Genomic DNA, 9,120 nt, shown 5'->3' with positions numbered 1-9,120 from the left:
AGACGCTACGACCAGTATTAGTGCGACCCTACGATCAGTATTAAATTTGAAATACATTTCTTCTCATAAAATCAATTGAGTAAATAACTGCATAGGCAAATTTTAGTTTATTTTCTTTAAAAAAAAAAACTAACCCAAAGGCATTTTGCTCATGTCCATATAAAGGATACTCCATCTTTGACCATCCAGGTCAATAAAACCACAGCCATACATCCAGCCATCTTTGTATCCTGGCTCGCCATAGAGTGTACCGCCTGCAGCTACCACTTTTTGAGCAAGGTCATCTACTTCTTCCGGACTTTCTGCATCAAAAGAGAATAGTACTTCGCCGCCATTTCGTTTATCGGCAATACTTGTTCCTGCAAAACCCTCGTACAAAGCTTCTTCGAAAAGCATAATGGCTAAATTACTTTCTCCTACTAAAAAGCAGGCCGAATCTTCACGGGCACCATACTGTAGATTAAGCGTGAAACCAAGTTGCGTAAAGAATACTTTAGACTTGTTAATGTCTTTTACCGGAAGGTTTATCCAAAGTGATTTTGTCATAACGTTTTGTATTTTGTTGTAAGTAAAGATAGGTAAGGAATAATAGAGTTGTCCTTGCTAAAGGCGAAAAATTACAGGGGTATTTGAGACAATTTAGGCTATTATGGTTAGCTTATTTCTTATGGTTAAAGTATTGCTGCAATGTTGTGCGTTATGTGGCGATTCAATAACTTCGTCAAAAGATAAGCTATGAGCTATGAAAGTTGATGAATCCATGGCGTATGATAATACTACAATTTATACAATTTCTGTGGATGTTGTTCTGCGTAATTCAGAATTAAATTTAAAATATAACTATTGGATTGATAAATGGATAAATCGTTCTTGATCGGCGCCAATCCATCTGCCAGGTAATTTTTATCTGTAAAATAACCCATTCCATAAAATTTGCCGTTTTCTACTACCAGGCAACTAAATTCTTCCTCTTTTCTGCCTTCATCTACTAATGCAAAACTTGGTTGCTGATTCTGAACATCAATTAATGCAGCATTTAATTTTTTGTTGTAAACGGCCACGGTTTCTATTCCGCTGCAGGCACCAAAACATTGCCCATTTTCGTGTGCATAACATTTTGTAGCTGTTTTTTGTAAATAACAGAGCTTTGCACAAAGCTGGTATTTATTAACCAGTTGGTTTAAAAAATTATAACCTTCCAATAAACTGTTAAAACTCTGCAGGGCATTATTGTTCTTCTTATGTTTATCTATTGCTAAACGTAAATAACCGTTTTGATCTTCAAAAACGTATAAATCATACTTATGCTCATAACGTTTCATGGCCCGGTTGTTTTCAGGCCAAAGGCGCTTAATTTCATTGGCTTCTAAAATTAAGGCCATCAGTTCAGTTCCGCAGATCACGAAGTCGACATGATGGATGGTGCGTAAAAAATCCTGTCGCTGCCGGTTGGGTGTATTACCGGTAAAATGACTGGCTACGCGTTTTTTAAGGTCTTTAGCCTTACCCACGTAAACAATTTTGCCTTTACTATCTTTAAAATAGTAAACCCCAGGCTGATTGGGCAATCTTAAAATAGAAGCTTTATCTAAGTGCGGCGGTAAAACCTGCTCTTTCGATGTTTTCTTTAACATTTCTGGAATGATCCCTTCCAGATCATACTCCAGCAATAAGTTGAATAGGATGCTGGTGGCATCGGCATCTCCTGCTGCCCGGTGTCGGTTTTGAATCGGTATCTGCAAGGCGGTACAAAGTTTCCCTAAACTATAAGATGATTTACCGGGAATTAGTTTTCTGCTCAAGCGTACCGTACAAAGTTTTTTGCATTGTAAATCGTACCCTGCAGCTGCTAAATGATGTTTCAAAAACGAATAATCAAAGTTTACATTGTGCGCCACAAAAACCTTATCATTCAGCAACTGATAGATCTGCAGTGCAACATCAGCAAAAGTTGGCGCATCCTTCAACATGGCATTATCAATGCCGGTTAAGGCCGTAATGTAATCCGGGATCGGTTGTTTTGGATTGATCAGGGTAGTATAAGATTCAACAATCTGATTGCCATCATGGACATTAATAGCAACCTCGGTAATGCCATTTGCTGAGGCATGACCACCAGTGGTTTCGATATCTACAACTGCGTATAACATTAAAATAATTTGAAATACAAATCTATGCTAAAATAATTAGTATAAAAATAATTTTGATTATTTCTTTAGCATAAAAAAAGCGGTTACATATTTAACGTAACCGCTTCCGTATTTTGTATGTAGCTGTTATTTAAGTTTATTGAGTAGTTTGCTTAAATTAGGTTTAATACCTACAGAAATTGGTACAGTATTAAAAGCCCTGTTCTGGATCTTACTAAAACCATACATGTAACTGGCCTCCACAAATAAATTAGCACCACCAATATTGTATTCAATTCCGCCACCACCTTCGGCAATGCCTAAACTATTTGATTTATTATCCTGCGTAACCTGCAAAGTTGATGCATTAACCGCTGCCTGGGGGGTAAGGATAATTCCACCACCTGCACCTGCAAAACCATAAAAAGCCCATTTATTTACAATTTTACGGTAACCCAATGCCACATTTAATAAATAGGTGGTAGCTCTTCCTTTTTGAAGAGTATAGGTATATCCCGCATCTGGTGTAATCTGATTAAAAGTAAAGGCGTGTAAACTTACTTTGGGGTAAAGAAATAAACCACCATCGCCTAAACCCAGGTTTAAACCTAATGATGTTGAAAATTTAGGCTTAAAATAATCGGAAGTTTCACCCATGGGGAATGCAAAGCCAATTCCACTCATCGAGTAGAGTTTGTCAGGCCTGTTTTGTGCCATTACTTTGGTTGATACCATGATAGCCAACAATAGAACAGGTGTTAGTAGTTTTAATTTCATATCTGATTTTTTAATTTTCGGTTAAAGCATCTACTTTTCTGAGTAAATCTGCTATATTAAAAGGTTTTTCTAAATAATCATCGGGTTGGTATTTTTGTGATGTGATGTAATTTTCATCATATCTGGCCGATGCCATTATAATTGGTATATGTGCTGTTTCAGTATTTAACTTTAATTCTTTAAATACGGCACGGCCATCCATTCCATTTAACATGATATCCAAAATGATCAGATCGGGTCTAAAATCTTTTATCGTTTTAAAAATATACCGTGGGGAAAGTAGTGGATAAACTTTATAATGTTCGGTTTCTAATACTTCCTGGAAAACTTCTAATACATCTGGATCATCATCCACAATCAGCACTCTTTTCAAAACAGATAAATCAATTAAACAATAAATAGATTATCCTAATACAAAGTTTTGGACGTAATGTTTTGATTATGCATTAAAATGATTGGAGATGCTGAAGATGGGCGATAAAAGACTATATGATATCATCAGGACGGGGTTTTTCTTGTGGCAAATTGCTTTTGATAAAATTCGCGAAAAGTTCTGTAAAGGTGTCTGAAATGGTAAAAGATATTTCGCCCGAGAGCAGTATTTTATTATTAAGTACACTTTTGATATGCTGTTTTGCAATCACAACAGAAGGGGTAATCTGAATAAATGCAGAATGCTCTTTTAGCATTTTCAAGGTCTTGGTAAAATTAGATTTCGAACTCAAAAAAACATTTTTTGTCGTTTTAAACTGAATATCTTCTCCTATTTCCTCAACAGCAATTAACTCATTCAGGTCTATTCTTACCAGGTCGCCATTTTCTCCATGCAAAGGGATATAAAAGAAATGATCGTCTAAAATGGAAAAATGATGTTTTGCTTTTTTTCCGGTTGGGTAAAGGTTATTTATCGTTTTTGCTAAATGTAAAATAGAGTAGGGCTTAAGCAAATAGGCATCCGCCTCTACTTTAAAGGCATCAATGGCATACCTTGGGTGCGCAGTAGTGAAAACGAGGAATGTTGTTTTTTGCCTTAACAAGCTTGCAAGTTCTATTCCGGATAATGAGGGCATTTCGATATCCATAAAAATAATATCAACAGGGTTAGATGCCGATATCTCTGTCAGGGCTTTGAGCGGTTCAGTGAAAATTTGGATAAGCTCTAAATCAGGCAGCTTTTCCATATATGCCGTCAAGCTCTCTAGCGAATGAGGATCGTCATCAATAGCAATACAACTTATCGACATTTCTTATAGTTTAGTTGATGCAAATTACAATTTCAGGCATTAAAACGAAAAAAAAACATGTTTGCAATGTGTTTTTATGTATTCGGCAAGGAAAATAGCTTTTTTTTGAGATGATGTATGATTTGAAAATTTTAATTAAAATTATTAAAACAGTTCCTTATTATATTGTATAACCATATTACTTCGAAATATTTGTTTAACGGGTGACAGGTTGAATTAGGGAACAGGTTGAAGCTAAACGCTTGCAAGAAGGTAAATAGTGCAAAAGTCAAAATTCAATAAAAAAAATATTTAATTGCTTGTATCATAATATATTATATTTTGAAACGTATTAATTTATAGATATATTTAATAACAGAATAATTATCCTTAATTATTAAGACAATATCCTATGGAAAATAGAATCCGCAACCTCAACAGATTAAACGTATCTATTACAAAAAAGGTTATCGAACTGCAGGAACAAGGTTACGACTGTGATTTTCTTTTGCTGGCCAATGGTAGTTTGCAATGTATGCAAACAAATTTAAATTATCCGTTGAGTACAGTAGCCATCAAGCAGAGAGAACATGGCTACGATTTCTTCAGCCAATCTTATAAAAATGTTCATACCATAGAAACTGGTAATGGTGAAAAAGGTGTGTTACTTACCGAAAAGCTATTTTAACTTACTGTTTCCTGGCCTTCTGATTTATTCTTTAACCTAAGATTAATTTACTATCTCCTTTAGTGCCGATCATAGGCCACGAGAATAAACAAAGATGACATGCTTTCGAAGGTCTGTCTTAATGCCATCTGATTCGTTTCAACATTTCTTTTAGCAGGGTATAACCTGAGCCTAACATGATAAAAATTAAGGAACTTGTTTTTTATACACCTTATAGAATCAGAGCATTTAATTATTCATTTTTAACTATTTGCTCAGCGCCCCGAGGTAAGTCTTTCGATGTTCTCTTAAATAAATTGCTGCACATTTGAAAAACTTTTATCTTCTCTTTTTTGTTTAAGTTTTATTGAATATATTTAAACAAAATAATGACTTACTCCATTGCAGATCTTGAACAGCTTTCGGGCGTCCACTCTCACACCATCAGGATCTGGGAGCAACGTTATAATGCGTTGAGTCCGTTGCGATCTCAAGGCAATACGCGTTTATATGATGATCAGCAGCTTGTAAAACTATTAAACATTGTAACCTTAAATAAAAGCGGCTTAAAAATTTCTAAAATCTGCAGTCTCTCAGATGAACAGATTGATGAACTTCTCGACCAACAGTTTTCTCGTCCTGCTGATGATAAGCAAGATGATTATTATGTTTCTCAACTTATAAAGTATGGTCTGGCTTTTGATGAGTCCTCTTTTAATCATTTAATTGATCAATGTATCCATCAATTTGGGCTTTCTGACTGTTACCGGAAAATAATATATCCTTTGTTATTACGCCTGGGTTTAATGTGGCGAAAAGACGATATTTGTCCTGCGCACGAGCATTTTTTATCAAATATTATCCGTCAAAAAATATTCTCCCATATTAATAATCTTCCTTTAATTAAGCAATCAGGTCAGCGTTGGCTGCTTTTTTTACCAGAAGACGAAGATCACGATATTGGGCTTCTTTTTGCCAATTATATGCTGCGGATGCAGGGCCATCAGGTTATTTTTTTAGGTAGCAAAGTCCCGCTGGATTCGATTAGCCGAATATTTTCAACCTTAAATGTTGGCCATGTTCTGCTTTTTATGATAAAATCCCAATTAGCGTCTGTAGCACAACAATATATCGATCAATTGTCTGAAATATGCTCAGCCACTAAAATCCACCTTGCTGGGAATAGTGAGGTTATCGGTAAACTAAACCATATCGATCACATCAACTGGATTAAAACACTTGATGAATTTGAAAAAACAATAGAATACCCTGTTTTACATGAAAGAAATTTTTGATCAACTATCTGCCGATTGTAGCCGGCTTACCACTAAATCATATAGTACGAGCTTTTCGTTTGGAATTTATTTTCTTGGTAAAGAACTACGCCAACCCATACATGCTATTTACGGCTTTGTACGTTTAGCAGATGAAATTGTAGATAGCTTTCATCATTATGACAAGAAATTTTTATTAGCAAAATTTAAAGAGGATACTTTTGAAGCCATTAACCTGGGCATAAGTTTAAACCCTATCTTAAATTCATTTCAAAAGGTTGTGAATCAATACCAGATAGATATGGAACTGATTGTTCTTTTTCTAAGAAGTATGGAAATGGATCTTTCCACACAGAAATATACTCCTGAACTTTACAACGAATACATTTTAGGCTCTGCAGAAGTAGTAGGGTTGATGTGCCTAAAAGTTTTTACCCATGGTAGCGATGTAGGTTATGAACAGTTGAAACCTTATGCCATGAAATTGGGTTCTGCATTTCAGAAGGTTAATTTTTTAAGGGATGTTAAAGCTGATCATCAAACACTTAGCCGGAATTATTTTCCTAATGTTAATCTGGCAGCATTTTGTGATAATCAAAAAAGAGAAATCGAAGAAGAAATTGAAACAGAATTTGCGATGGCACTAACTGGTATTAAGCTATTACCTGCTGCTTCCAGAAATGGCGTATATTTGTCGTACATTTATTATAAAAAACTATTTGCAAAGATAAAGCGCTTAAGTGCTGAAAAAATCATGACTGAACGGATCAGGATTTCGAACACCCATAAGGTTGGTTTGATGTTTGATTCGATTATCCGTAATAAGTTAAATGTAATTTAAATGGAAGAGCAAGTTATTCTGGTTGATCTGGATGATGTGCCCAGAGGGCAGATGGGTAAGATGGAAGCGCATGAAAAAGGTATGTTACACCGTGCTTTTTCTGTTTTTATTTTTAATTCTAAATGCGAACTGCTGCTGCAGCAAAGAGCACTGCACAAATACCATTCGATGGGCTTATGGACGAACACCTGCTGCAGTCATCAGCGGATTGGAGAAAGTAATATCCTCGCGGCTAAGAGGAGGTTGATGGAAGAAATGGGGATCGATTGCGAATTAAGCTTTTTGTTTAAATTTACTTATAAAGCAATATTTGAAAATGGCTTAACGGAACATGAGATAGACCATGTTTTTTTTGGCATGAGCGATAAATTACCCATTATAAATCTGGATGAAGTAGCATCCTTTAAGTATGTGGATCTGGAAACTTTAACAAAGGATATTGAGGTTAATCCAAATGCCTATACACCATGGTTGAGAATCTCTTTAGCTCAGGTGATCGCACATGCATCAACAGCTAAAACAAAAAACGGGCATACAGCCTAAGCCATATACCCGTATCTAAATTAACGCTCTCGAGGACAAATATAAGGCTACTTTTGAAAATTCCTAAAATTTAATATTTCTTTTACTTTAAGATTATAGTTCGATGTAACGTAAAAGGTTTTACTATAATTTAAATGCTTAATATTTAGTGTTTTATGTTTTTTGCTAAAAAAATAAGCTAAAGAATATTTTTTAGCTAGAGATATAGTTTTTGGCATTTTTCGCAAAAGTAAGTCTGACGATGTGTTTTGCCAAGTTCCTTTTTCTCTATATTGTGTTTAAGCGGGCACTCTTTCTGATTGTATACCTCCCAATGTTTACTTAATGTATTTTCCTTTTTCCATTTTAAAAAATCGAAACTATAATTCCTGGACTCCTTAACTAATGCCTTTAATTTTGCAGGTGGTAAATTTTCAATTTTGGTCAGGGGATGTATACGCGTACGGTACAAGACCTCGTTTTTAATAATATTACCTACTCCGCTAAAAATTTGCTGATCAAGCAATATGTCGCAAACAAGTATTTTGGGGTTTTCTTTCAATGTTTTAATAGCTGTGCTACTACTCCATTCATCAGCCATTACATCGTTTTCCCAATTGTAATGTTTTTTAACGTTTCCTTCCAAAAGGTCAACTTTGCAGGTATAGAAATTTAATTCATCTTTTTTGAAGATCAGTCCTAGTTTTAATGGCGTTTTTTTGCGCTCGTTAATTAAATAACTGCCAAACAGCATAAAATGAATACGGATGGTGAAATCGTTAAAACAGATCAGAAAATGTTTACCCCAGCTTTTAAAATCCTGTATTTTTTGATGGAGCAATCTATCTGTGTCGAAATCTACATTACCCGCCACTTCCAGCACTTCTGGTTTACCCAGATGAAGCTCCTTGATTAAATCTTTTAATATTACGATTGATGGACCTTCAGGCATATTATTCTTCCTCCAGTTTCTGGAATTTATATTTGTCTTTAATATTGCTGTTAAAATATCTCCCTTTTGATCCGGATGCCTTTAACATCTTGTAAATCTTTCCTGGAACATTTTTGTAGAGATAAACCATGCCGGTTACAAAAATGATTTTTAAGGTTTCTGTAGCCTTATCATAACTAAAATATTTAATTACTGATGATGGCATAATATCAGGTTATACCTTATAAAACAGCGACCGTTATAAATGGTTTCAATCATTCTTAAGTGTTGCTTCTTCTTTCTGAGCTTTGATTTTCTCTTTCTTCAAATCGATACGGATAATGTTGTATAAGCTCATATACACGTTTGCTATCCATACTATCGAAAAAAAAGAAATAATATAGCCACGCCAATCTGGGTAAATTAATGTGAATTTGGTAATAAAGAGCAGTATTAAGGTTACATAGTGACTAAAGCAGTATTCACATGTAAATACATAAAAAAATTTCCTTTTTACCAGTTGATTGCAGTTTTTAGAGCGATTTACGCAGAATTCACGTGCTTCTCTGAAAATCTCTTCTTTGGTAACTGTCCACGCGATGCAGGCTACAGGCAAAGCCATAATGAAGAGATAATAAAGGTGTGTTTCCATAGTAATCAAATTGGATTATAAATACAACCTTTAACACTTGAAAATGTTTAATTAAGCAACGAACATTTTAATCACATTTATGTTAAATAAAATATAGCTAATTA

At 34.8% G+C, this 9,120-nt stretch carries 12 protein-coding genes; 4 read left to right on the top strand and 8 right to left on the bottom strand.

Annotation, left to right across the window (positions count from 1 at the left end; all coding sequences use genetic code 11):
* Positions 1 to 129 precede the first annotated feature (129 nt).
* The 5 genes from IM793_RS19990 to IM793_RS19970 all read right to left on the bottom strand — a co-directional run bounded on the left by IM793_RS19990 (position 130) and on the right by IM793_RS19970 (position 4,150).
* Positions 130 to 546, bottom strand: coding sequence for a VOC family protein (locus IM793_RS19990; RefSeq protein ID WP_193424397.1), 417 nt, complete (start codon positions 544 to 546; stop codon positions 130 to 132).
* Positions 547 to 776: 230 nt separating this feature from the next.
* Positions 777 to 2,150 (bottom strand): exonuclease domain-containing protein, encoded by a 1,374-nt coding sequence (locus IM793_RS19985; RefSeq protein ID WP_193424395.1) that lies wholly within the window; start codon positions 2,148 to 2,150, stop codon positions 777 to 779.
* 126 nt (positions 2,151 to 2,276) lie between these two features.
* Positions 2,277 to 2,906, bottom strand: a complete 630-nt coding sequence (locus IM793_RS19980) for a hypothetical protein (RefSeq protein ID WP_193424393.1) — start codon at positions 2,904 to 2,906, stop codon at positions 2,277 to 2,279.
* A 10-nt stretch (positions 2,907 to 2,916) separates the two neighbouring features.
* Positions 2,917 to 3,270, bottom strand: coding sequence for a PleD family two-component system response regulator (locus IM793_RS19975; protein WP_370629830.1), 354 nt, complete (start codon positions 3,268 to 3,270; stop codon positions 2,917 to 2,919).
* Positions 3,271 to 3,391: 121 nt separating this feature from the next.
* On the bottom strand, positions 3,392 to 4,150 hold the full coding sequence (locus IM793_RS19970; protein ID WP_193424389.1) for a LytTR family DNA-binding domain-containing protein: 759 nt from the start codon (positions 4,148 to 4,150) through the stop codon (positions 3,392 to 3,394).
* A 391-nt stretch (positions 4,151 to 4,541) separates the two neighbouring features.
* Here IM793_RS19970 and IM793_RS19965 point away from each other — a divergent pair, with 391 nt between their 5' ends.
* From IM793_RS19965 to idi, 4 genes are all read left to right on the top strand, one after another.
* On the top strand, positions 4,542 to 4,817 hold the full coding sequence (locus IM793_RS19965) for a hypothetical protein (protein ID WP_121283314.1): 276 nt from the start codon (positions 4,542 to 4,544) through the stop codon (positions 4,815 to 4,817).
* 368 nt (positions 4,818 to 5,185) lie between these two features.
* The gene (locus tag IM793_RS19960; protein ID WP_193424387.1) at positions 5,186 to 6,091 is read left to right on the top strand and encodes a MerR family transcriptional regulator; all 906 of its coding nucleotides are present in this window, start codon (positions 5,186 to 5,188) and stop codon (positions 6,089 to 6,091) included.
* Positions 6,075 to 6,911, top strand: coding sequence for a phytoene/squalene synthase family protein (locus IM793_RS19955; RefSeq protein WP_193424385.1), 837 nt, complete (start codon positions 6,075 to 6,077; stop codon positions 6,909 to 6,911). The genes IM793_RS19960 and IM793_RS19955 overlap by 17 nt, the downstream gene beginning before the upstream one ends.
* Positions 6,912 to 7,454, top strand: a complete 543-nt coding sequence (gene idi, locus IM793_RS19950) for an isopentenyl-diphosphate Delta-isomerase (protein ID WP_193424383.1) — start codon at positions 6,912 to 6,914, stop codon at positions 7,452 to 7,454.
* Between the two features lie 196 nt (positions 7,455 to 7,650).
* Here idi and IM793_RS19945 read toward each other — a convergent pair whose 3' ends face one another.
* Genes IM793_RS19945 through IM793_RS19935 form a run of 3 tightly spaced genes read right to left on the bottom strand, consistent with a single transcriptional unit; the run spans position 7,651 to position 9,016 of the window.
* The gene (locus IM793_RS19945) at positions 7,651 to 8,385 is read right to left on the bottom strand and encodes a DNA-formamidopyrimidine glycosylase family protein (protein WP_193424381.1); all 735 of its coding nucleotides are present in this window, start codon (positions 8,383 to 8,385) and stop codon (positions 7,651 to 7,653) included.
* 1 nt (position 8,386) lies between these two features.
* A complete protein-coding gene (locus IM793_RS19940; protein ID WP_132397344.1) occupies positions 8,387 to 8,590 on the bottom strand; it encodes a KTSC domain-containing protein in 204 nt (67 codons plus the stop codon).
* Positions 8,591 to 8,635: 45 nt separating this feature from the next.
* A complete protein-coding gene (locus tag IM793_RS19935) occupies positions 8,636 to 9,016 on the bottom strand; it encodes a hypothetical protein (RefSeq protein ID WP_193424379.1) in 381 nt (126 codons plus the stop codon).
* Positions 9,017 to 9,120: the final 104 nt, after the last annotated feature.

The organism is Pedobacter sp. MR2016-19 (assembly GCF_014947265.1).
GTDB lineage: Bacteria > Bacteroidota > Bacteroidia > Sphingobacteriales > Sphingobacteriaceae > Pedobacter.
This window is presented reverse-complemented; position numbering and strand designations above follow the sequence as displayed.